21 protein-coding genes are annotated in these 21474 nt (G+C 69.0%); 16 read left to right on the top strand and 5 right to left on the bottom strand.

The window, feature by feature from the left end:
• The first annotated feature begins 145 nt into the window (after positions 1-145).
• The 3 genes from GVY39_RS03325 to GVY39_RS03315 all read left to right on the top strand — a co-directional run bounded on the left by GVY39_RS03325 (position 146) and on the right by GVY39_RS03315 (position 3211).
• Positions 146-931, top strand: coding sequence for an electron transfer flavoprotein subunit beta/FixA family protein (locus GVY39_RS03325; RefSeq protein ID WP_159920384.1), 786 nt, complete (start codon positions 146-148; stop codon positions 929-931).
• A 38-nt stretch (positions 932-969) separates the two neighbouring features.
• Positions 970-1926: an electron transfer flavoprotein subunit alpha/FixB family protein gene (locus GVY39_RS03320; protein WP_159920382.1), complete on the top strand. Its 957-nt coding sequence runs from the start codon at positions 970-972 to the stop codon at positions 1924-1926.
• Positions 1927-2155: 229 nt separating this feature from the next.
• Complete coding sequence (locus tag GVY39_RS03315) at positions 2156-3211, top strand: cobalamin-independent methionine synthase II family protein (RefSeq protein ID WP_159920380.1); 1056 nt, start codon at positions 2156-2158, stop codon at positions 3209-3211.
• An 88-nt stretch (positions 3212-3299) separates the two neighbouring features.
• Here the strand turns inward: GVY39_RS03315 and GVY39_RS03310 are convergent, their stop codons facing one another.
• Positions 3300-4157 (bottom strand): LysR family transcriptional regulator, encoded by an 858-nt coding sequence (locus tag GVY39_RS03310; RefSeq protein ID WP_159920378.1) that lies wholly within the window; start codon positions 4155-4157, stop codon positions 3300-3302.
• A 112-nt stretch (positions 4158-4269) separates the two neighbouring features.
• Here GVY39_RS03310 and GVY39_RS03305 point away from each other — a divergent pair, with 112 nt between their 5' ends.
• The 3 genes from GVY39_RS03305 to GVY39_RS03295 all read left to right on the top strand — a co-directional run bounded on the left by GVY39_RS03305 (position 4270) and on the right by GVY39_RS03295 (position 7702).
• Positions 4270-5718: an NAD(P)/FAD-dependent oxidoreductase gene (locus GVY39_RS03305; RefSeq protein ID WP_240679450.1), complete on the top strand. Its 1449-nt coding sequence runs from the start codon at positions 4270-4272 to the stop codon at positions 5716-5718.
• A gap of 122 nt (positions 5719-5840) precedes the next feature.
• On the top strand, positions 5841-6668 hold the full coding sequence (locus tag GVY39_RS03300; protein WP_159920183.1) for a GNAT family N-acetyltransferase: 828 nt from the start codon (positions 5841-5843) through the stop codon (positions 6666-6668).
• Positions 6669-6673: 5 nt separating this feature from the next.
• Positions 6674-7702: a 1-acyl-sn-glycerol-3-phosphate acyltransferase gene (locus GVY39_RS03295; protein WP_236565262.1), complete on the top strand. Its 1029-nt coding sequence runs from the start codon at positions 6674-6676 to the stop codon at positions 7700-7702.
• A 136-nt stretch (positions 7703-7838) separates the two neighbouring features.
• On the opposite strand, the gene GVY39_RS03290 is transcribed toward GVY39_RS03295, so the two are convergent.
• Positions 7839-8183: a hypothetical protein gene (locus tag GVY39_RS03290; RefSeq protein ID WP_159920181.1), complete on the bottom strand. Its 345-nt coding sequence runs from the start codon at positions 8181-8183 to the stop codon at positions 7839-7841.
• 262 nt (positions 8184-8445) lie between these two features.
• Between GVY39_RS03290 and GVY39_RS03285 the strand changes: the two genes are divergently transcribed.
• The 4 genes from GVY39_RS03285 (at position 8446) to ligA (ending at position 14242) form a co-directional block, all read left to right on the top strand.
• On the top strand, positions 8446-9675 hold the full coding sequence (locus GVY39_RS03285; protein WP_159920179.1) for a cysteine desulfurase family protein: 1230 nt from the start codon (positions 8446-8448) through the stop codon (positions 9673-9675).
• On the top strand, positions 9675-10790 hold the full coding sequence (gene mnmA, locus GVY39_RS03280; RefSeq protein WP_159920177.1) for a tRNA 2-thiouridine(34) synthase MnmA: 1116 nt from the start codon (positions 9675-9677) through the stop codon (positions 10788-10790). Before GVY39_RS03285 ends, mnmA begins: the two co-directional genes overlap by 1 nt.
• Positions 10791-10904: 114 nt before the next feature.
• On the top strand, positions 10905-11975 hold the full coding sequence (locus GVY39_RS03275; protein ID WP_159920370.1) for a methionine synthase: 1071 nt from the start codon (positions 10905-10907) through the stop codon (positions 11973-11975).
• Between the two features lie 152 nt (positions 11976-12127).
• A complete protein-coding gene (gene ligA, locus GVY39_RS03270) occupies positions 12128-14242 on the top strand; it encodes an NAD-dependent DNA ligase LigA (protein WP_159920175.1) in 2115 nt (704 codons plus the stop codon).
• A 273-nt stretch (positions 14243-14515) separates the two neighbouring features.
• Here ligA and GVY39_RS03265 read toward each other — a convergent pair whose 3' ends face one another.
• Positions 14516-14845 carry a hypothetical protein gene (locus GVY39_RS03265; protein ID WP_236565261.1) on the bottom strand — a complete coding sequence of 110 codons (330 nt, stop codon included), beginning with the start codon at positions 14843-14845 and terminating at the stop codon, positions 14516-14518.
• A 90-nt stretch (positions 14846-14935) separates the two neighbouring features.
• Entirely contained in the window at positions 14936-16141 is a 1206-nt protein-coding gene (locus GVY39_RS03260) for a Uma2 family endonuclease (RefSeq protein WP_159920171.1), read from the bottom strand.
• A gap of 93 nt (positions 16142-16234) precedes the next feature.
• On the opposite strand from GVY39_RS03260, the gene GVY39_RS03255 reads away from it, so the two are divergent.
• The 6 genes from GVY39_RS03255 to GVY39_RS03230 all read left to right on the top strand — a co-directional run bounded on the left by GVY39_RS03255 (position 16235) and on the right by GVY39_RS03230 (position 20610).
• The gene (locus tag GVY39_RS03255; RefSeq protein ID WP_159920169.1) at positions 16235-17113 is read left to right on the top strand and encodes a hypothetical protein; all 879 of its coding nucleotides are present in this window, start codon (positions 16235-16237) and stop codon (positions 17111-17113) included.
• The gene (locus GVY39_RS03250; RefSeq protein ID WP_159920167.1) at positions 17110-17457 is read left to right on the top strand and encodes a DoxX family protein; all 348 of its coding nucleotides are present in this window, start codon (positions 17110-17112) and stop codon (positions 17455-17457) included. The genes GVY39_RS03255 and GVY39_RS03250 overlap by 4 nt, the downstream gene beginning before the upstream one ends.
• Before the next feature lie 123 nt (positions 17458-17580).
• Entirely contained in the window at positions 17581-18375 is a 795-nt protein-coding gene (locus GVY39_RS03245) for a cyclopropane-fatty-acyl-phospholipid synthase family protein (RefSeq protein WP_159920165.1), read from the top strand.
• Positions 18376-18459: 84 nt separating this feature from the next.
• Complete coding sequence (locus GVY39_RS03240) at positions 18460-19704, top strand: ATP/GTP-binding protein (RefSeq protein WP_159920163.1); 1245 nt, start codon at positions 18460-18462, stop codon at positions 19702-19704.
• Positions 19705-19724: 20 nt separating this feature from the next.
• Positions 19725-20048, top strand: coding sequence for a hypothetical protein (locus GVY39_RS03235; protein WP_159920161.1), 324 nt, complete (start codon positions 19725-19727; stop codon positions 20046-20048).
• Positions 20049-20070: 22 nt separating this feature from the next.
• Positions 20071-20610 (top strand): GNAT family N-acetyltransferase, encoded by a 540-nt coding sequence (locus GVY39_RS03230; RefSeq protein WP_370523761.1) that lies wholly within the window; start codon positions 20071-20073, stop codon positions 20608-20610.
• 20 nt (positions 20611-20630) lie between these two features.
• On the opposite strand, the gene GVY39_RS03225 is transcribed toward GVY39_RS03230, so the two are convergent.
• Positions 20631-21281: an amino acid-binding protein gene (locus tag GVY39_RS03225; RefSeq protein WP_159920157.1), complete on the bottom strand. Its 651-nt coding sequence runs from the start codon at positions 21279-21281 to the stop codon at positions 20631-20633.
• Positions 21282-21474 lie beyond the last annotated feature (193 nt).

Genomic DNA, 21474 nt, shown 5'->3' with positions numbered 1-21474 from the left:
TGGTGAGAGAGAAGCCACTAAGTTACCCACGAGTAACTTAACGTAGGGTAATCTCACGGCCTGAGCCACAAAACACCCGGACGTACGGCACCGCTCGTGCGACCACCACATACGTGTACCCAGAACAGGAGGTCGACGAAGACCGATGCCGAACATCGTCGTACTCATCAAGCAGGTTCCCGACACCTGGTCCGAGCGCAAGCTCACCGATGGTGACTACACCCTCGATCGCGAGGCCGCCGACGCCGTTCTCGACGAGATCAACGAGCGCGCCGTCGAAGAGGCGCTGCTGATCAAGGAGGCCCAGGGCGGCGAGGTCACCGTGCTGGCCGCCGGTCCGGACCGCGCCACCGAGGCCATCCGCAAGGCGCTGTCCATGGGCGCCGACAAGGCCATCCACATCAACGACCCGGCCATCCACGGTTCCGACGCCGTGCAGACGGCGTGGGTGCTGGCCAGCGCGCTCGGCCAGGTCGAAGGTGTCGAGTTGGTCATCGCGGGCAACGAGGCCACCGACGGTCGCGCGGGCGCCGTGCCCGCGATCATCGCCGAGTACCTGGGCCTGCCGCAGCTGACGCACCTGCGCAAGCTGACCGTCGACGGTGACAAGATCACCGGCGAGCGCGAGACCGACGATGGCGTGTTCAAGCTGGAGGCCAGCCTGCCTGCCATCGTCAGCGTCACCGAGAAGATCAACGAGCCGCGCTTCCCGTCGTTCAAGGGCATCATGGCCGCGAAGAAGAAGGAAGTGCAGACCTTCACGCTGGCCGATCTGGGCGTCGACCCGTCGACCGTGGGTGTCGCGAACGCGGGCACCACCGTCACCGCGGCCACGCCGAAGCCCCCGCGCACCGCGGGCGAGAAGATCGCGGACGAAGGCGACGGCGGCTCCAAGATCGCCCAGTACCTGATCGGCCAGAAGATCATCTGATCTCGGCAGCGCTGCAGACTTCCTAGGAGAGAACACAAATGGCAGAAGTACTTGTGCTCGTGGAGCACGCCGACGGTGCGATCAAGAAGGTCAGCACCGAACTGCTCACCGCCGCTCGCGCCCTCGGCGAGCCCGCCGCCGTCGTGCTCGGCACCGCGGGCACCGGTGAGAAGCTGGCCGACGCGCTGGCCGCCGCGGGCGCCGAGAAGATCTACATCGCCGAGTCCGACGATGTGGACAACTACCTGGTGACCCCGAAGGTCGACGTGCTGGCCGGGCTGACCGAGTCGGCCTCGCCCGCCGCGGTCATCGTCGCCGCCACCGCCGAAGGCAAAGAGGTGTCGGGCCGCCTCGCCGCCCGCATCGGGTCCGGCCTGCTGGTCGACGTCATCGAGGTCAAGTCCGACGGCACCGCGCTGCACTCCATCTTCGGTGGCGCCTTCACCGTCGACGCCAAGGCCACCGGCGACGTGCCGGTGATCTCGGTCCGTCCCGGCGCCGTCGAGGCCTCGGCGCAGGCCGGTGCGGGCGAGAAGGTGACCGTCGAGGTGCCCGCGCAGGAAGAAGGCGTGGTCAAGGTGACCTCGCGCGAGCCGGTCGTGGCCGGTGACCGTCCGGAACTCACCGAGGCGAGCATCGTGGTCTCCGGTGGCCGCGGCGTCGGTTCCGCCGACAACTTCGCGGTCGTCGAGGCGCTGGCCGACTCGCTCGGCGCGGCCGTCGGCGCCTCGCGCGCCGCGGTCGACTCGGGTTACTACCCGGGCCAGTTCCAGGTCGGCCAGACCGGTAAGACGGTCTCACCGCAGCTGTACATCGCCCTCGGCATCTCCGGCGCGATCCAGCACCGCGCGGGCATGCAGACCTCGAAGACCATCGTCGCGGTCAACAAGGACGAAGAGGCGCCGATCTTCGAGATCGCCGACTACGGCATCGTGGGCGACCTGTTCAACGTCGCCCCGCAGCTGACCGAAGCGGTCAAGTCGCACAAGGGCTGATCGGTCTCGCTGTCGAACGGCCCCGGACTCCGTGTCCGGGGCCGTTCGCGTTCCGAAGCTTCGGGTCTGCGGTGATATCCGCATGTCTTTGGGGTAGTTCGGAAAAGGTCGGCGCGAAATCGGTGCAATGTCCCAGGTTTAGCGTATGGCGCTCGTGACTGCGGGCGAAAAGGATTCGGCGGCAGTCGGTTTCACGTCGATGCACAGCCTGCGGACGTACACTCGGCCGGTGAGCATCCCCACGGAACCGATCGGTAGCATCCCCCGTCCGCACGACCTCCTGGCCGCCATGGCCGACGGATCCGGCGACGCCGCTGCGCTCGCCGAACTCCAGCAGCGGGCGGTTGCCGAGACCATCCGCCGCTTGGAGGAACTCGGCTCTCCCGTCGTCACCGACGGTGAGCAGAGCAAGCCGAGCTTCGCCACCTATCCCATCGCCGGGCTGGACAACCTGGCTCCGGACGGGGCGATCATCCCGTTCGCCGACGGGCACCAGCGGCAGCTGCCACGCCTGACCGCGGGACCGTTCCGCTACGCCGTCCATGCGGTGGACTATCTGCGCGCCGCCCAGCAGCACGCCACCGTGCCGGTGAAGCAAGCCGTCATAGCGCCGTCGGCGCTGAGCCTGCTGTATCCGGCCGACGGCATCGAAGGCTATCCCCGTGAGCGGTTCCTCGCCGACCTCGCCGACGCGGCCGAGGCCGACATCCGCGGCTGCCTGGACGCGGGCGCGCACCTGGTGCAGCTCGACTTCACCGAAGGGCGGCTGTCGCTGAAGCTGGATCCCAGCGGAGGCGTCCTCGATCAGTTCATCGAGTTGAACAACCTGGTGCTGGACCGATTCTCGGACCAGGAGCGCGCCAGGATCGGCGTGCACACCTGCCCGGGCGGCGACCAGGACTCCACACACAGCCTGGACGTGGATTACGTCGAACTGCTGCCCAAACTGCTGCGACTGCGGGTCGGCGCGTTCTATCTCCAGTTCGCCAGCGAGCCGGACCCGGAGAAGGTGCTCGCCGTGGTCGCCGAGCACCTGCCCGCCGCGGCGCGCGTGTTCATCGGCGTCACCGACCCTATCGACCCGGTCGTCGAGACCCCGCAGCAAGTGCGCGACCGCGTGCTGCTCGCCGCCCGATACCTTCCCGTCGAGCGATTGGGCACCTGTGACGACTGCGGGTTCTCACCGTTCGCCGACGACACCTCCACCTCACGGGAGACCGCGTTCGCCAAGATTCGTGTCCGCATCGAGGGCACGGCGCTGGCGGCGACACAACTGCGCCTCTGATCGGTGTGACGCGCTCGTCTCCACCGCTCGGGCATCGATGCCTGCGGTTCTGGTTCGGAGCAGCCCGACGCGACCCCGCCCCATCCGGTCAGCAGCGGTGCAACGCCGTGAGCAGGGTTTCCAGGATCGGTGAGCGCCGGGCGTCGGCGCGCAGCACCGCCGACACCGGGATGCGCAACTTCGGCTCGGCCAAGCGCAAAGCGACCAAGCCCTCGATGGTGCTCTCGGCGTAGAGCACGGTCCACGCGTCGGGCCGGTTGATCAGCTCCATCGTCGCGGTGTGGTCCGGGGGGATGGGTGGCCCGAACGTGGGCCCGGTGGGCAGTTCGGCGAACGTTTTGCGAATCACGGTGTGCAACAACACCTGTTCCTGCTCCGGTGGCAGCAGCAGGGGATACGAACTCAGATCCGCCAGCGTCACCATGTCCTTCGTCGCCAGCGGATGCGCGCTGGAGGTCGCGATCACCAGATCCTCGACCCACAGTTGCTCCACCACGAGCCCGGGTTGGTCGACGCTGCCGCGGATCAACGCGAGGTCGCAGTCGCCGTCGGCCACCGCGGTGATGCGCTGACGGAAGGGTTTGATCACGAACTCGATCTCCGCCTCCGGGTGCGCTGCGCGCGCCCCCGCGATCGCCGACAGCGAGCGGGTGGCGAAGGACATGTTCGCGGCCAGCCGGATGCGCGGACCAACGGTCCGCACGGCCGCACGGATCGCTGATTCCAGGCTCAGCATTTGTTTCGCGAGGGGAAGTAGCCGGGCGGTGGCGTCGGTCGGCACCACCGAGCGGGTCGAGCGCTCGAACAGTTGCACGCCGAGGTCGCGTTCCAGCCGGGAGATCTGATGGCTGATCGCCGACTGCGAGATGAAGCAGCGCGCGGCGGCGCCGCTGAAGCTGAGCTCTTCGCACACCGCGACGAAGTAGGTGAGCTGCCGAAGTTCCACAGCGACCTCCTATTAATTACGAATCAAGATAAGAGTCATCTGAATTATGCGCCCAGACACCTGAAATATCCGCCCTCCGGATCGCGGTTCGTAATGAGAGAAGGAGGCTGTCATGCAGTACGTGGATGCGGGAATCGAAACCGCGGGTGTCGTCATTGTCGGATCGGGGTTCGGCGGGCTCGCCGCCGCCAAACAGCTGGCCAAGTCGGGGGTGGACTATGTGCTGATCTCCAGCACGCCCGAGCATCTGTTCCAACCGCTGTTGTACCAGGTAGCGACGGGTGTGCTCACATCGGAGGAGATCGCGCCGCCGATCGCGGGCATCCTGCGCCGCCATCGCGAGGCGGACGTGCGCCTGGGCACGGTGGTCGACATCGATCCGGACCGGGCCATCGTCACCTACGAGCACGAGGGCATGCGCCACCGCATCCGCTACGGCTCGCTGATCGCGGCCACCGGCGCCAGCCAGTCCTACTTCGGCCGGGACGATTTCGCCGAGAAGACCTTCTCGCTCAAAACCATCGATGACGCGCGGCGGCTGCGCGCCCAGATCGAGCGCGTCTTCGCCGAAGCCGCGGGCGCCGACGAGCAGACCAGGCGCAGGCTGTTGAGCTTCGTCGTGGTCGGCGCGGGCGCGACCGGCGTCGAGGTGGCGGGTCAGCTGAAGGAACTGGCGAAACGGCATTTCCACCAGGAGATCTCGGTCACGCTCGTTGAGGGCGCGGGTGAGGTGCTCCCGCCCTTCGGCGGCGGGCTGTCGGAGTACGCGAAGAAGTCGCTGATCCGCAGCGGCGTGGACGTGCTGCTCGGCACGTTCGTCACCGACATCGAGCACGGCAAGGTCACCGTCAAGGACACCGACGGCGTCGAGCACGGCATCGCGGCGGAGACCGTGGTCTGGTCGGCCGGCGTGCAGGCGGGCGGATTCGCGAAGATCCTGGCCGAGGCCACCGGCGTGGCGACCGACCGGGCCGGCCGGCTGCTGATCAACCCGGACCTGACCGTCGGCGGGTACGCCGACATCTACGCCATCGGCGACATGACCTCGCTCAACGGCTACCCCGGCCAGTCGCCGGTGGCCATGCAGGAGGGTAGGCACGCCGCCGACATCATCCGCCGCAAGAAGCAGCCCGGCACCCCCTTCACCTACTGGGACAAGGGCAGCATGGCGGTGATCAGCCGGTTCAGCGCGGTGACGAAGCTCAACGAGCGCATCACCTTCCGTGGCGTCATCGCCTGGTTCATGTGGCTCGCGGTGCACCTGTTCTACCTGGTCGGCTTCCGCAACCGCTTCGCCGCGGTCGCCTCGTGGCTGGTCGCGTTCATCGGCACCGGACGTCCCGGTTTCGCCGAAGAGCGCACCACCCCGACGAAGGTACGCACCTCGGCGAGCCGCGCCGCGTACCGGCTTCCCGCCCCGGCGGAATCGCGCCGCCCCCCGCCGGGAGCGGCGCGATTCACTGCGTCCGGCTTCCGCGCGCACCTTCGGTCCCGGTGCTGGGCCGAGCGCAGTGACTTGTGCGACAAACCGCATGGACGGAAGCGCTGGAGGTGCCGATGAGCGAACGCGGTGGAACCGTTCGGTGAACGCTCGGTGTGACAGTCGTCTCGTTCACCCAACCGGCATCGTCGCGACACTTCGAGGTTGCTGCGGCGCATTCTCGGACTGGCTTCATCGTGGATATGACTATTTCGTCCGTGCTGACAGCCTCGGCTCGACCGACGGAGTCCGGCGAGGAACGGTCGCGCTACTCGCTGGTGGTCTCCTCCGATCTCGACCACCGTGTCGCCGCGCAGCGCCTGCGCTACAACGTGTTCGCCAACGAGCCGGGCTTCCGGATCCCGGACGACGGCACCGGTTTGGACGCCGACCGTTTCGATGAGCACTGCGATCACCTGCTGGTGCGCGACGACGCCAGCGGGGAGTTCGTGGGCTGCTACCGGATGCTGCCGCCGGACAAGGTCGCCGCCGCGGGCGGGTACTACACGGCCACGGAATTCGATCTCGCGCAACTGGATCCGGAGGGCATGCGGATCGTGGAGATGGGCCGCGCCTGCGTGGTCCCCGACCACCGCAACGGCTCGGTGCTCACTCTCATGTGGGCGGGCATCCTGCACTACATCCAGCTCACCGGTTACGAATGGGTGATGGGCTGCGTGTCGGTGCCGATGCAGGACACCCCGGCCGATCCGCCCGGAGTGAACGTGCGCGGCGTGCGCGACATGCTGCTCGGCCGCCACGCCTCCGATCCGGAACGCCGGGTGCACCCGTACAACCCGGTTGTCGTCGACGGCAAGCCGCTGGACGAACTGACGCCGCCGCCGCGGCCGAAGCTGCCGCCGCTGGTGCGGGGCTACCTGCGGCTGGGCGCGGAGATCTGCGGCGAGCCCGCGCATGATCCCGCCTTCGCGGTCGCGGACTTCGTCGTACTGCTCGGGCTGGACACCATCAACACCCGGTACCTCGACCGACTACGCGATGCCGCCGCGACCCTCGACGGGGGACGGTGAGGACCGTGGTCTTCGACGCGCCGCCCGCCATGTCCTCCGCGCACGCATGGATGCCGTCGAGCCCCTGTGGGCCCGGCTGTCTGGATTCGATCGACGAAGTCGGCCTGGCACGTGTGGCCGCCCGGCTGGCCGGGGTCGCCGGATTGCTGCTGAGCTTCCCGGTCGCGAACGCGGTGACGCCTCGCGGCAAGCGTGTGCCACTGCAGCGCGGGTACGCGCGCCTATTGCTCGGTTGCCTGGGCATGCGGCTGCGCGTAGTCGACAACCGGGTGGCCGCGGACGAGCGCGGTGTCGTCGATGAGGGCGACGCCGCGCTCCCTCCCGCCGGATTCGGAGCAGCGGACGGCGGCGTATTGGTCGTGAGCGGACACATCGGCTGGACCGATATCGTCGCGCTGGCCTCGGTGCAGCCGCTCGGGTTCGTGGCGCGCGCGGACATGGTGGACTGGCCGCTGATCGGCAACCTCGCCAAGCGGATGCGGGTGATCCCGATCGAGCGCGAGAGTCTGCGTCAGCTGCCCGATGTGGTGGCCGAGGTGGGGGCGCGGCTGGCCGCTGGCGAGCGGGTCGGCGTCTTCCCCGAAGGCACCACCTGGTGTGGCCGCGCCTACGGCACGATGCGTCCCGCGTTGTTCCAAGCTGCCGTGGACACCGGAACTCCGGTGCAGCCGGTTCGGTTGCGGTACCTGGACCGGCACGGCGTGCCCTGTACGGTGCCCGGGTTCGTCGGCGCCGACACCTTCGGCTCGTCCGCGCGACGGGTGCTGCGGTCGCGCGGGATGATCGCCGAAGTGGTGCTGGAGCCGGTACAGCAGCCCGGCACGGACCGGCGCGAGCTGGCCCGCCGCTGCGAGGCCGCCGTCCGCGACAGCGTCGTGTCGCGCCACGGTGCGCTGGAAGCCATGGAGTGGATCGAGGCGGGGCACACCCGGGTGCAGGACCCGTCGGTTGCGGCCGATGCGCCGGAAGTGGTTCGCAGGCCGCGCCGCCGCCCGGTCTTGCTGGGCCGCCGGGGTGCGGCCGCCGCGCGTTAGGAAGGGCGCAGCGCGTGGGTCCGGAGTCGCTGCCGCCGGAGTCCCGTGCTCATCCGCGCATCAGAACCGCGCGCCGCCCGTCCACACGAATCCGGAGCGAACCGCAGGCGGCTCGCTCCGGGAAACGTGAATCGGCTCAGAAACCGCTGCCCGTGGGTGGCCGGAACCCGTGGTGCCACCCGTGCCTGCCGTGATTCCAGTCGTCGTGGCGTCCCCGATCCCAGTCGTTGTGCCGCCCGTGGTTCCACCTGTCGTGGCGGTGCCAGTTGCTGTGGTCGTGCCGGTTGCGGTGGTCGTGGCCGTGGCCGTGGCGGTGGCCGGGACGGCCGTGGGCCGGCTCGATCTGCTCGGCCGGCTCGAGCACGATCGGACTGGCCAGCGCCGGCACCGCGACGGCGGTGATCGGCATCAGGGCGAGTACGGACGCGGCCGCGGCGCGTGCCAGCACACGTCGAGTACGTCCATGGGGGCGTGGTTCCATCGGAACTTCCTCACATATCGATTCGTCCGGTAGTCGACCGCTCGGCGCACCGGCCCTGGATCCGCTCCGTGATCGGGCCGGGCAGCGATCAACACGTCATTCAACGTACCGCTATTTAGCGGTACATTCAATAGGGGAATACCCTGAGATTCGCGCCCCGACGGGGGTATTCGACGGCGCGGCGGCCCGGGAACGCATCCTTCACCGGCGCGCGAGCAGGGGGGAATAACCGGCTGACGGTGACGGCTATCCTTAACTGGTCATGAAGTCGGCTTTTTCGGGTCCGGTCAACGGTGCTGCGCCCCACACGGTCTACCTCGATCACGCGGCCACCACACCGATGCTGCCCGCGGCCATCGAGGCGATGACGGCTGCCCTGCGCACCACGGGCAACGCGTCGTCGCTGCACGGCTCCGGCCGCGCCGCCCGGCGGCTGCTGGAGGAGGCCCGCGAGTCGATCGCCGCCGACCTGGGCGCCCGGCCCTCGGAGGTCATCTTCACCTCCGGTGGCACCGAGAGCGACAACCTGGCGGTGAAGGGCATCTTCTGGGCGCGCCGCGACGAAGATCCGCGCCGGAACCGGATCATCGCCAGTTCGGTCGAGCACCACGCGGTGATCGACGCGGTGGAGTGGCTGGAGCGGCACGAGGGCGCTGAGGTCACCTGGCTTCCGGTGGACGCCGAGGGCGTGGTCGCGCCCGCCACGCTGCGGGCCGCGCTCGCCGCGCATCCCGACGAGGTCGCGCTGATCACCGTCATGTGGGCGAACAACGAGGTCGGCGCCGTCCAGCCGATCGGCGAACTCGCCGCGCTGGCTCAGGAATTCGGCGTGCCGATGCACAGCGACGCGGTGCAGGCGGCGGCCCAGTTGCCCATGGATTTCGCGAAGACTGGTCTTTCCGCGGCGAGCTTCGCCGGGCACAAGGTCGGCGGCCCGCACGGTGTCGGGGTGCTGCTGCTCGGCAGGCAGGTGCCGTGTGTGCCGCTGCTGCACGGCGGTGGGCACGAGCGCGACCTGCGATCGGGAACCTCCGACACGGCGGCGGCCATCGGGCTGGCGGCGGCACTGCGCCAGACCGCGGCCGAACTGCCCGCGCGGACCGCCGAGCTGGTCGCGTTGCGGGAAGCGCTGATCGACGGCATCCGCGCGACGGCGCCCGAGGCGGTGCTCAACGGACCGGTCGGCGAGCGGCGCCTGCCCGGCAACGTGCACGTCACCTTCCCCGGTTGCGAAGGGGATTCGCTGCTTATGCTGCTGGACGCGGCGGGGATCGAGTGCTCGACCGGTTCGGCGTGCACCGCCGGCGTGGCCACGCCCAGTCACGTGCTGATCGCCATGGGCGTCGAGCCGTGGCAGGCGCGTGGATCGCTGCGGTTCTCGCTGGGACACACCTCGACGCGCGCCGATGTCGAGGCGTTGCTGGAAGTATTGCCGCAGGTGGTGGAGCGGGCCAAGGCCGCGGGTCTGGCCGGTGCGAAAGGAGGTGTCTGATGCGGGTACTCGCCGCGATGAGCGGTGGTGTGGATTCGGCCGTGGCGGCGGCGCGTGCTGTCGATGCCGGTCACGAGGTGGTCGGCGTCCATCTGGCGCTGTCGGCGACGCCGGGCACGCTGCGCACCGGGTCGCGCGGCTGCTGCTCGAAGGAGGACGCCGGTGACGCCCGGCGCGCCGCCGACGTGCTCGGCATCCCGTTCTACGTCTGGGATTTCGCCGACCGGTTCAAGGAAGACGTCATCGATGATTTCGTCGCGGCCTACGCGGCGGGCGAAACGCCGAATCCGTGCCTGCGCTGCAACGAGAAGATCAAGTTCTCCGCGCTGGCCGACCGAGCGGTGGCGCTCGGCTTCGACGCGGTGGTCACAGGCCACTACGCGCGGCTCGAGGACGGCGTGCTGCGCCGTGCCGTCGACGCCGACAAAGACCAGTCCTACGTGCTCGCGGTGCTGACCGCGCAGCAGCTTTCGCGCGCGATATTCCCGGTGGGCGACACGCCGAAGCCGCGGATCCGCGCCGAGGCCGCCGAGCGCGGCCTCGCCGTGGCGAACAAGCCCGACAGCCACGACATCTGTTTCATCCCCTCCGGTGACACCCGCGCCTTCCTCGGCGCGAAGATCGGCATCCGGCCCGGCGCGGTCGTCGACGCCGAGGGCCAGGTGCTCGCGCGGCACGAAGGTGTGCACGGATTCACCATCGGGCAGCGCAAGGGACTCGGGTTGCCGGGCCCCGCCGCCGACGGCAAGCCGCGCTACGTCACCGGCATCGACCCCGATTCCGGCACCGTCCACGTCGGTTCGGCCGACGACCTGCAGGTTCGAACCGTCGAGGCGGAGCGTGCGATCTGGACCTCGGGCTCCGCACCCGCCGGCCCGATCGAATGCGTTGCGCAGGTCCGCGCGCACGGCGGCACCGCGCCCGCGGTCGCCGAAGCGGTGGGCGACGGACTGATCGTGCGGCTGCGTGAGCCGCTGACCGGCGTCGCACGCGGCCAGGCCGTGGTGCTCTACCGGCCGGATCCCGAGGGTGACGAGGTGATCGGCAGCGGCACCATCTCCGGTACCGCACGGGATCAGGTGGCGAGTGAAGCGGAGGCCGAGGCGGCCCGGTGATCCGGACCGCCCCGCGTGGTGTGGCCTGCGACGCTGTCCGGTGTAGCCGCTGAGGACGGCGGAGTCCTGTAATGGCGGAATCGAACGGACGGAGTACGGGTGTACGAGACCGGCATGGATGACGTGGCGCAGGAGACTGGGACGGATGTGGCAACCGAGCCGGTTCGCGTTCCGGGCGGCATCGCCACCGGAGTCGGCTCCTGGCCGGGAGCCGATCCCCGCGAGGCCGCCGCGACTGTCGTCGGGGAACTGGGCGAGCTGCCACATCTGGTGGAGCTGCCCGGGCGCGGCGCGGGCGCGGATTCGATCGGCCGTGCGTCCGCGCTGCTGGTCGACCTGCGCTTCGACACCACGCCGAGGGGTTACCGGCTCGCGCCACGCCCGGGTTCGGTGTCCCGGCGGGCCCATGACCTACTGCGCGCCGATCTGGACGCGCTCGAGGAAGCATGGGAGAACGCCGGTTCGTCCGGCAGCGGACGGACGGTGAAGGTGCAATCGGCGGGCCCGCTGACCTTGGCCGCGCAAGTCGAACTACCCGGTGGGCATCGCGTGCTCACCGATCCCGGTGCGGTGCGCGACCTGTCGGAATCCCTCGCCGAGGGACTGGCGCAGCACGTCGCCGAGGTGCGCAAGCGGCTCGGCGCGCAAGTCGTCCTGCAACTGGACGAACCGTCGCTGACCGCGGTCCTGAACGGCTCGCTTGGCGGCGTGAGCGTGCTGAACACCGTGCGCGCCTTGCCCGAGCCCGAAGCGCTGGCCGTGCTGGACACGGTGATCGCCGCCCAGTCCGCGCCGGTCCTGGTGCACAGCTGCGCCGAGCCGCCCGCGCTCGGCCTGCTGCGCCGCAGTGCCACCGCGGGAATCGGCTTCGATCTGAGCACCATCGGCACCGGGCAACTCGACGAGGTGGGCGAGGCCCTGGAGGCGGGCAAACAACTGGTGCTCGGTCTCGTCCCGACCGAGGTACCGGCCGCAGCGGTCACCTGGCGAACGTTCGCCGAGCCGGGAGTGCGGCTGATCGATCGGCTCGGCTTCAGCCGCCGGACGCTGGCGCGACGGGTTGCGGTCAGTCCGGCATGCGGTCTGGGGGGTGTCTCGCTGGAGTGGAGTCGACGGGCATTGCGCTTGGCCACGGAGATCGCGCGCGCGTATGCCGAGGAGCCGGAAGAGCTTTCGTTCTCCTGACGTTCGCCGATGGGAATCGCATCGTGGCGGTGCCGGGCGGTCCACCTTGCCTCAAACAGGGAAACGGACCGGTCGGAATCTGTACGGTCGGGGGCGGCGACGTGCGCGAACATCCCGATGCGCTGTCGGTGGCCTCCGCTAATGTGCGATGCGTGAGTGACAGCGACAGCGCGGCGGCCCCGGCGACGGCAGAGCAGCGGGTTGAGTGGCAGCGACTCGCGGACGAGGTGCGTGAGCATCAGTTCCGCTACTACGTCCGGGATGCGCCGATCATCTCCGACGGCGAGTTCGACACGCTGTTGCGACGGTTGCAGGCCATGGAGGACGAACATCCGGACCTGCGCACGCCGGATTCGCCGACCCAACTCGTCGGCGGCGGTTTCGCGACCGATTTCACCGCGGTCGACCACCTCGAGCGGATGCTGTCGCTGGACAATGTGTTCGACGTCGACGAGCTACGCGCCTGGGCCGCCCGGGTGGAGGCGGAGACCGGGCCGGACCTGCATTACCTGTGTGAGGTGAAGATCGACGGCGTCGCCCTGAACCTGGTCTACCAGAACGGGCGGCTGGTCCGTGGCGCCACCCGCGGTGACGGACGCACCGGCGAGGACGTGACGCTCAACGCGCGCACCATCGACGACATCCCCGGCGAGCTGACCCCCAGCGACGAGTTCCCCATCCCCGCCCTGCTGGAGGTCCGCGGCGAGGTGTACTTCCGGCTGGAGGACTTCGAGACGCTCAACGCCGCCATCGTGGCCGAGGGCAAGCCGCCCTACGCCAACCCGCGCAACACCGCGGCTGGTTCGCTGCGTCAGAAGGACCCGTCGGTCACCGCGCGGCGCAGGCTGCGCATGATCTGCCACGGCTTCGGTCGCATGGAGGGCTACACACCGACCTCGCAGTACGAGGCGTACCGCGCACTCGCCGCGTGGGGCCTGCCGGTGTCCGAGCACAGCAGGCGGGTGCAGGGCATCGACGCGGTGATCGAACGGGTGACCTACTGGGGCGAGCACCGGCACGACATCGAGCACGAGATCGACGGCCAGGTGATCAAGGTGGACGAGACCGCGCTGCAGCGCCGCCTCGGATCCACCTCGCGCGCTCCCCGCTGGGCGATCGCCTACAAGTATCCGCCCGAGGAAGCGACAACCAAGCTGCTGAACATCCAGGTGAACGTCGGCCGCACCGGCCGCGTGACGCCGTTCGCGGTGATGGAGCCGGTGTCCGTCGCGGGATCCACGGTCGCGATGGCCACTCTGCACAACGCCTCCGAGGTCAAGCGCAAGGGCGTGCTGATCGGCGACACGGTCACCATCCGCAAGGCCGGCGACGTCATCCCCGAGGTGCTGGGCCCGGTGGTGGACGCCCGCCCCGAGGACGCGCGCGAATTCGTCATGCCGACGCACTGCCCCGAGTGCGGCACCGAATTACGTCCGGAGAAGGAAGGCGATGCGGATATCCGCTGCCCGAATCAGCAGTTCTGCCCGGCGCAGTTGCGTGAGCGCGTCTACCACGTGGCCGGCCGCGGCGCCTTCGACATCGAGGCCCTCGGGTACGAAGGCGCGATCGATCTGCTGAAGTCCGGCGTCATCACCGACGAGGGTGATCTGTTCGACCTGGACGAGGCGGCGCTGCTCACCACCTCGTTGTACGCCAACAAGAACGGCAGCCTGTCCGCCAACGGCAAGCGGCTGCTCGAGAATCTGGCCGCCGTCAAGGACCGTCCGCTGTGGCGGGTGCTCGTCGGCTTGTCCATCCGGCACGTCGGCCCCACCGCGGCTCGGGCGCTGGCCGCCGAATTCGGCAGCCTGGACCGCATCGAGCAGGCGTCGGTGGAGGAACTGGCCGCCGCCGACGGCGTGGGCCCGACCATCGCCGCCGCGGTGGCGGAGTGGTTCACCGTCGACTGGCATCGGGCCGTGGTGGCGAAGTGGCGGGCCGCCGGTGTGCGGATGGAGGACGAACGCGACGAATCCATCGAGCGCAACCTCGAGGGCCTGTCCATCGTGGTGACCGGTTCGCTGCAAACCTTCACCCGCGACGGCGCCAAGGAGGCGATCCTGGCGCGTGGCGGCAAGGCCGCGAGTTCGGTCTCGAAGAAGACCGCGTTCGTGGTGGTCGGGGACGCGCCGGGATCCAAGGCCGCCAAAGCCGACGAACTCGGGGTACCGATTCTCGACGAGGAGGGATTCCGGCGGCTGCTGGCCAGCGGGCCCGAAGCAGTCGCGCCGGAGACGGTCGCGGAGGACGCCGAAGCCGAGGAGTGACCGGCGCGTCAGCCGATGCGGCTCCGCGCTCGCTCGGGCGCCGATCGGACCGGGATGCGAGTGGTCGGCACAGCGCGTCGTGCTGATCGGTTGAAACGGGCGGCCGCCATCGAGCCCCGGCGCTCCCTCGCGTCGCTCTGATCGCAGCGCGGAATGCTCAGCGGGGCAGAACCGTTCGCCGAGCGTCTGGTGCTGGGCCCGTACAGCAGCCGTGGAGACCGGCTATCGGTGGCACGAGTCCGGCGACAGCGCTCCGGTGTTCGGGCCGCCGACTCAGTTGACCGTAACTGTGGCGCCCAGTTGACCCGCGATGTCGAACCGCCCGCAACGCCCGGAACTCAGTTCGAGTTTCTGCGTCGTCAGCTTGCCGCGGCGGTTCTTGAACGTCGCCTCGGCGGACACGTCCGCGCTCGGCGTCGAGCACACCTTCGACACCACGCCGGGCGGGTCGTAACTGACCGTCCCTGCGCCCTGGCAGGTGTTCGTGCTGTCGGCCAGGAACACGCGTGCGGTGCCCTCCGGACACGGCGCGTCCGCCACCGCTTCCGGCGCCACGACCAGCGTGCCCAGCGCCAGCGCGGCGACGACCGAGCTGCCAACCACAAGACGACGAATCGTCGGCCCCATCGATACCCTCATCCCATCGAACATTCCGGCAGTACGCCGTGGAAACGACCGCGGCGTGCAGGCATGCTAACCCGCTATCACCGGAGTTGTCCCGACGACCGACCTCGACCCGTGCGGGTACAGCAAGTCGTCCACGGCGAGTTCGGCGTCCGCGTAGCCCACGGGAATGTGGTCGCCGGACCGGTACCTGGTCCGGGAGCGATAGCCCTGGGCAGTCGGCTCGGTGTGTTCGTAAATCACGTCTTTGGTGACGACCCAATAGACCGGATACCCAGCGCGGCTGTAGAGATCTGCTTTGCGATTGAGATCCTGTAGCACCGTTTCGTCGGAGACTTCGACGACGAGCAGTACGTCGGAAGCTGCCCAGACGGACAACTTCGTGCCGATCATGTCGACCGGTTCGGCGTCCGACCGAAGTGCCCAGCAGTCGGGATCGGGCAGGGAGTCACCGGTGGGCAGCGTCGCCGTGGTCACTTCCACGCCGGCATGCGGGAGCCGACCGACGATCCGGCCCACTGTGAACCCGTGCCAGTCCCCGATTACCACCGGCCATACCTCCCCCTCGACGAGTTCGACGCGATGGTCGAACGCGCCCGCCTCCCACGCGCGCAGGAACTCGCTGCGCGTCCAGCGGTAGGCGATCGCGACTGCCCCCGCCGACGTGCACAGAGCGCGCTCCGCGGTGGTGGTGAGGCGTTCCACGGCGTCCTCGACGTCGAGTCCGCGTCCGGTGATCAGCAGGTCGAGGCTTTCGAAGCTGGTCAGCGCCCACAGGATGTCGGTGGCCCATTCGACCGAGACGTCCTCGCGGAGGACGCCCGCCGCGGCGAGGCGGTTGGCCAGATGGGCGACGCCGCCTCGTCGGTCTTCTTCCATGCGGCGCACCGCCTCCGCGGCCGAGGTCGGATCCAGCCGGTCCATCGCGTGCAGGACTCGATAGATCTCGAGATCGCGCGCCTTCATGCGGCCGGCCGCGGCGATGGCCGCGCGCAGATGAGTGCGGGGATCGTCGGAACCGACGGCGGCGGTCAGCTCCCGGATGCCCGTCCGCTCGGACAGGTCGGAGACGAATGCGTCGAAAAGTCCTGCGCGAGAGCCGAAATCGACATAGATCGTCGAGCGGGACACACCTGCGATCCTCGCCACCTTGTCGAGGCTCAGCTGCTCTGTCGGGGCCTCGCGCAACCGCTGCGCCACGGCGTCGAGGATGTTTCGCCGGGTCTGTTCGGCGCCCTCGGCCCGCGCGACTTGGTCGTACTTGCGCTTGCTCATGCGTTTCATCCTTCCATATTTCAGTTGACAGTCTGTCCGACTAAAGCTCACTATTTGACAAGACATACTGTTCGATGAAATGGAGACAAAGGGATGGACCCGTCCGTACGAAGAGCCGGCTACGGTCTGCTCGCCCTCTGGCCGACGGGGCTCGTCCTCGTCATGGCCCACTCCGAGCACTTGGTGACCACACCGGTGTTCGTGCTCTCGGACGCGATCTATGTGCTGGGCGCGGTGGTGCTCGTGCGGCGCCTCGCACCGGCCGCGGAGTGTGCCGCGACGACGTTCGTGCTGGCAGGGATCGGCTTGTTCGCTGTCTGCGGGTTCACCGGCGGTCCCACGGCCCGCCACACCTCGTCGATGATGGTGAACACCGCCGCGCTGCTCGTCATGTCCGTGGCGCTGCTGACCGGCGCTGCCGGACTGCTGCTGCGGCATCGGCGCTCTGCTTCGATACACACGGCGGTGCCCGCGGTGGTGCTACTGGCGATCGGCACCTGCGGGTTCTGCATGAACCTCCTGGCTCGCTTCGCGATCGTGCTCACGGGCGCAGACCAGCAGCAACTCATGGTCGAGGAAACACACTGGATGGCCGCGCGATACCTGCGCGGCCTGGAAGGCCCCGCGGACTTCATCGGTTACATGTTGGTCTGGCTGGATCTGGTGCAGATCGGATACATCCTCACCGCGTACCTGGCGGCAGCGGCTCTGGCACGGGTGATGGCAATGGAATCATCGGTGGTTCGGCACGCGGGAGTGGTCCTCACTCGCATCGGCTACGGGCTGGCGGCCACCTTGTCGGCCGGTGCCGTGCTCGCCGTCGTCATGCCGCGGTCGGTCGACGAGGTTCCCGCGACCGTCGCGTTCGTCACCAGCATCCCGTTCATGGCGACGCTGGTTCCCTTCGCTCTCGGCGTGGCGGTGCTGGCCGCCGCCGGTAGCCGTGCTCGACAGACTCAGGAGCTGAAATGAACGTGGTGACAGCGCTTGTCGCGGGTGTGCCGGCGTGCGCCGTGGCCGGTTCCGGGGTGGCGACCCTCGCGCGTCAGCCGAAGCTCGTCGGCATCGTCGCCGCGGTCGGCTTTCCGGTGCGGCGGATGTGGATGCTGGGGGTGGTCGAGCTCGCCGCGGCCTTCGGGTTGGCCTTCGGGCTCTGGTGGCGGCCACTGGCGGTAGCCGCCGCCATCGGGCTGGTCGTCTACTTCTGTGCGGCGATCGGGATGCATCTGCGCATGCGGCAGCGCGATATCGCCGCGCCGGTCGTATTCCTTCTGTTCTCGGTCGTGGTCCTGGCGCTCTCGGCGGTCGGCTTTTGAACGTAGCGTGCGCATCCGCGCGGTACGTTGCCACCTCGGCAGGCACCGCGACTCGCCGCTGCCGGACTGTCGAGCCGAGTGTCGACCACGCCGGAACGGCCTCAACCACTAAGGACATCAAACGTGCTCAACGACAATTTCCCGCGCTCGAACGCCTATCACCCGGACTGGGTGCGGTCGGGCGTCAGCGGTGGAGCCAACCCCCTGTGGCTCACCGAATGGCTGACAGAAGCCCTCGACCTCCGGCCCGGCATGCGGGTGCTGGATCTCGGATGCGGGCGAGGCGCGTCATCGGTGTTTCTGCACCGGGAGTTCGGCGTTCAAGTGTGGGCGGCGGATCTGTGGTTCGGCCCCGACGAACGCGCGGCCCGCTTCCGCGACGCGGGCGTATCGGACGACGTGTTCGCGATCCGCGCCGACGCGCGTGCCTTACCGTTCGCCGGGGAGTTCTTCGACGCCATAGTGAGCATCGATTCGTTCGTCTACTACGGCACCGACGACCTCTATGCCAATTATCTGGCCGCCTACGTCCGGCCCGGCGGGGCGATCGCGATCGCGGGCGCGGGTCTGACGCGTGAGATCGACGGACCGCTTCCCGATCATCTGCGGCCCTGGTGGGAGCCGAGCATGGCTTGCCTGCATTCGGCGTCCTGGTGGCAGCGGCACTGGCGGCGCAGCGGCGTCCTCGACGTCGACACCGCCGACACCATGTCCGAAGGCTGGCTGCGCTGGCTGGACTGGCAGTACGCGGTTGCGCCGGAGAACACGGTCGAGATCCGCGCGCTCGAACAGGACGAGGGCAGGTATCTCGGTTATGTGCGCGCCGTCGCGCATCGCACCGACGCCGCCCTCGACCCGCCGATCACCTCCGTGACCACCACTTATCAGCGGCATCCACTGCTGCGGGCGAGCCGGTAGGAAACGGCGTGCGCGCTCGGCGCGGATCGCGGGTGTCACCGGGCTGATGTCGCCCCACCGCGGCGCAGACGGAAGTATGGCGGCATGCTGCGCAGTTTTCAGGTGACCAACCACAGATCGCTGGCCGACGAGCAGGAGTTGCGGCTCACCAAGGGAAGCGGGCCGGTGGCCGTGCCGGTGACCGCCGTTCACGGCGGCGCCGCGGCGGGCAAGACGAACCTGATCGATGCGCTCGGGCACATGCGCGACGCGGTGCTGCATTCGGTGACCGGGTGGGACCCGTACGCGGGTCCGGTGCGGGCGCCGCATCTCGGATTTCCGGAGCGCCCTTCGGAATTCGTGGCGGCGTTCGTCGCCGAGGGCGTGCCCTACACCTACGGGTTCCGGTTGGACAACGCCGACGTGACCGCCGAATGGCTGCACACCCACCCGCGCTCGCGCAAGCGAATCGTGTTCGAGCGCAGCGGGGAACAGATCAAGGTCGGCCCGATGTTCGAGGCAGCGCGCTACGGGATCACCGCGCTGGCTCCGCTGGTGCGTCCGAACGCCCTGCTGCTCGGCCTCGCGGGCCAGATGTACTCCGACGCGCTCGTGCCCGCGTATCGATGGTTCGAGTCCATGCTCGAGGTGCAGCGCGGTCCGGTCGAACCCGACGCCATCGCCCACCGGGTGGGCAGCCACATCTCCCGGTCACCGGACAACGCGGCCCGGCTGCTGATGTTGTTGCGCACGGCCGAGCTGGGCATCACCGACCTGCTGCTCGCCGAGCACGACCCGATGTACGCCGACTACCTGCGCGAACTGGACGCCGACATCGCCGGCCTCGGCAAGCAGATCGACCTGTGCGCCACCTCGCCGGGCTACGGCGACCAGTTGCTGCGCGAGAGCGGCCTCACCGTCGTGCTGCTCGAGCGGGAGCTGACCAACCTGAAGGCGGCGCGTGACGCCCTGTACGCGCGGATGGTGGCCCGGCGCGGCGTGGGCCTGCGCTTGGTGCACGACGGCATCGACAACCCGTTCGAGATCGGCGACGAGTCCAGCGCCACCCTCTCGTTGCTGCGGGTCCTGCCCGCCATGCTCGACGCGCTGGACGCGGGCCGCGTCCTCGCGGTCGACGACATCGGCGCGCGCCTGCCCGCCGAGGAGACCGACCGGTTGATCCAGCTGTTCCAGAATCCGGAGACGAATGCCCGTGGCGCGCAATTGATTTTCACCACCGACAACCGGATGCTGATCGATCGGGGCAACGGACGTTCGCAACGCACCCGCTCCTCGGTCTGGCAGGTGCGGCGCACCGATCAGGGCACCAGCGAGCTCGCGCCCGTATGAGGCGCACCTAGCATGGGGGCATGCTGGAGTTCGCCTCGCTGCTGATCCTGACCGCGGTGCTGGTCTCGCTGATCGTCTTCGTGATCCGCGGCAGGCGGGGCTATCAGCCGGCGAACCCGGAGGAGGGGACGCTGTACATCACCGGCGTGAGCCCGCAGCCGGACTCTCCCGGTGAGCAGTACGTGACCATCACGGGGAAGCTGACCGGTCCTTCGGTCCCCGGCAAGGTCGTGTACGGCCGCTTCGTCTGGGACACGAAGTCCTGGCCGGCGACCGGCGATCTGCTCACCGTCGTCTATCCGGCGGGCAAGCCCGACCGCTGGCAGATCTCCCGGCCCGGCTGAGGACGCCACGGCCGATGGCATCATGCCGGATATGGATGTATGTGACACCGAGGTCGTCGTCCGCACGGCGCGGCCGCAGGATTACGAGGCGGTAGGCGAGCTGACCGTGGAGGTCTACGTCGGCGAAGGGTACGTGCGGCCGGACAGCCCGTACGTGCACGAACTGGCCGATACCGCCCGGCGCGCGACCTCCGCCCGGGTCCTCGTCGCCGTCCATGCCGATCGAGTCGTCGGCTCGCTCACCGTCGCGCGTCCCGGCACGCCTTATGCGGAGACCGCGCTGCCGGACGAGTTGGAGTTCAGGATGCTCGCGGTCGCGCGATCGGCACGCGGCCTCGGGGCCGGAACCGCGTTGGTGCGCAGTGTGATCGATATGGCCCGAGCGGAAGGCTTCGCCGCCGTCGCGTTGACGACCATGCCCGCCATGGCCCACGCCCGTCGGATCTACGACCGCTTCGGCTTCCGCCCTGTCCCGAGCCGGGACTGGCACACCACTGTGGGTGACCCGCTGCACGTCCTACGGCTGCCGGTGGACTCGGCGGGAGCGATTCAGGCCGATTGAGTGCGGCCGCGAGGCTGGGATCAGCCGAGAACGGTGGCGACGATTCCCGAGAGATAACCGAGCCGGGCCACCTCGGAGGGCCGGAAGTCGGGGCCGCCCGGGCGGCCGAGCAGCAGCACCTTCCCGGAGTTGCCGAGCGGAGCGGCGGCCAGTTTGGTATCCATGTCGCGCCAGATCTCCGGCACCCAGTCGGCTTCGGGATCGAGCACGGTGGGTTTCTCCAGCGGCATCCACGGCGCCGAACCCGCCTGTGTCTGTGGCGCGCTCGGGCTGCCGACCACCCGGTAGGCTCCCTGCGGCCCGACGTCGATGATCGTGCTCCAGCCGACCCGCAGTACTCGCGGCACGCCGTCCACCAGCACCTGCATCCGGTCGTCGCGGGCGCTGGCCACCTGATCGATGAGCTCGAGTTCGCGGTGGGTGTCGAGCACGCCGGAATACGGGCGGATCGAGTCCACGTGCACGTCGCCGATCGATTCGGCGGCGGTGATGAGAGTATCGGGGAGTGCGCCGGAGGGGACCTCGACGACCAGGTCGTCGACGGCGTACCCCGCGCCGCGCTCGACCACATCCAGCGAGAGGATGTCGGCTCCGACGGAGCCGAGTGCGAGGGCGAGAGCACCCAGGCTTCCCGGTCGATCCGGAAGTTGCACGCGGAGCAGATACGACACGTGCGTTTCCTTTCTTAGAGCGGCCGAGGCTCTGAACGGATACCCGGGTGACGCAATACTTACACCCCTTACGGCCGGTTATCGAGTCGAAGCCCGTCCAGTGACGTACGCCACTCGGCAAATTCGCGCCGCGGCGGCGTGTCGTGCTATCCGGCGACGTCGTGTCGCGGCTGAGCGGGGGTTGCCGGAGACA

It is taken from the genome of Nocardia sp. CY15 (assembly GCF_009829295.1).
Classification (GTDB): domain Bacteria; phylum Actinomycetota; class Actinomycetes; order Mycobacteriales; family Mycobacteriaceae; genus Nocardia; species Nocardia sputi.
Note: the sequence above shows the minus strand (reverse complement) of the source record. Positions and strands in the feature narration are given on the sequence as shown.